Here is a 1,500-nt window from a genome sequence, read left to right on the forward strand (position 1 = left end):
AATTCCGGCAACTGCATCAACCGAAAACCGGCGAGCCCACTAAATTACGAATGGTGTACTCGGCGGGGTAAGGTCACTTCCATTAAAGGTCGCTCTAGATCTGGGCGTGCAGCAAATCGCCGGGACGTTCGGCGGCACAATCGTCGGCCTGATGCTGTCGCCCGTCGCACATTTGAGTGCGACCATATTCGTTGTGTCGTTGGCCGGCTTGTCCGCTGCGGGTCTCTACCTCGCGACGAAGCGATCGATGGGCTACATGTGGATACTGTCAACGGCGTTGGCAATATTCGTCGTGACAATGGCCCACGCCAACCCAAATGTTGGGCTGCACGACGTCGCCTATTTTTTGTGGCTCAATGCGTCGATAGGAACGCTCGTCTACCTGGTGGTTGCAGCAGCGGGTTCGGCTGCGGCACTCCTTTGCCGCAAGTACGAGCCGAGTGTCCCGGAAAGCGGTCCGGTGATGGCGCACGTGCTGACGGGCGATGAACTCGGCCGCGTGCCACATGCGATGATCGGGGCGATTGCTCTGTCAGCGCTCGCCTATCTCGCATGGCGTTACCCTCTAGACGGTTTTCCACAGGCGATGACGACAGCATTGGTCGTCCTGATGGTTCCTGTCGACGCACAGGGAACGTGGTCGCCATACCGCGTCGTGCAGAGGATGTGTCACCGGCTTCTCGGCTGCGGACTCGGCTGCTTGGTGGTGCCGCCGTATTGCCGCTCACGGCTGGAAGTCGCACGCACAGTCTGATTGCCGTATGTATTCTGGTGTGGTTTGCTTGCTACATCCGCTTTGGGCATGCCGATATTAGCTATCTCGGCACGCAATTCGGAGCGGTAGTCATCCTGGCGTTCGTTCACGACAGCGTCTGGTTGAGCGACAGTGTCGCCGTTGCGTACCATCGGCTGGTCGGAATCGTGGCCGGTAACGTTGCACTGGCGCTTGTCTTTCTGCTGGTGGCGGCGGGGCCAAGGCTCCGCATCGGGTGTCGCGACCGGTAGCCCGATTGGCATACCAAAGAGATGCGAACAACACGCGTGAGGACATGCCCCTCGGCTCGTGGCTTGATGCCGGCGCGGGAACGGAATGCGCGCGCAATCTTGTTGTGGTCACGATCGGATCAGCCTGTCATGGATCTCGTTGCGATCAAACCGACGCGCGTTCCCGACGTCGGAGCCGGTATCGGAAGGGTTGCCGCGAGCTTTGGTGGGTGAGGCATAAATTGACGGCCAAGGAGCCACGCTATGCCGCGCAAACGTAAGGAAGACGCGACTGTAGAACCGGGAAAGGGCTTGCACTTGGACCGGCGCTCATCAAGCAACTGGTCCCCGGAATGCTGGATCGGGCTTCGATTGAGTCGTTAATCTTCCGACTGATTCTCATGAAGAACTGTCGGCCGCAAAGCCGTTTGGGCCGGTTGAACCTGTCCGCATTTTTGTGGGCGAGGCGGTTGAACAGCACGTTATCCACGCGCCTGCATAAATCGCTCGCCGAAC

Annotated in this window: 1 protein-coding gene; it reads left to right on the forward strand. The window is 59.2% G+C overall.

What is annotated here, in order from left to right; all coding sequences use genetic code 11:
• Positions 1–106 precede the first annotated feature (106 nt).
• The gene (locus BUB20358_RS27905; protein ID WP_052688700.1) at positions 107–754 is read left to right on the forward strand and encodes a hypothetical protein; all 648 of its coding nucleotides are present in this window, start codon (positions 107–109) and stop codon (positions 752–754) included.
• Positions 755–1,500: the final 746 nt, after the last annotated feature.

Source organism: Burkholderia dolosa (genome assembly GCF_902499135.1).
In the GTDB taxonomy this organism is placed as follows: Bacteria; Pseudomonadota; Gammaproteobacteria; order Burkholderiales; family Burkholderiaceae; genus Burkholderia; species Burkholderia dolosa.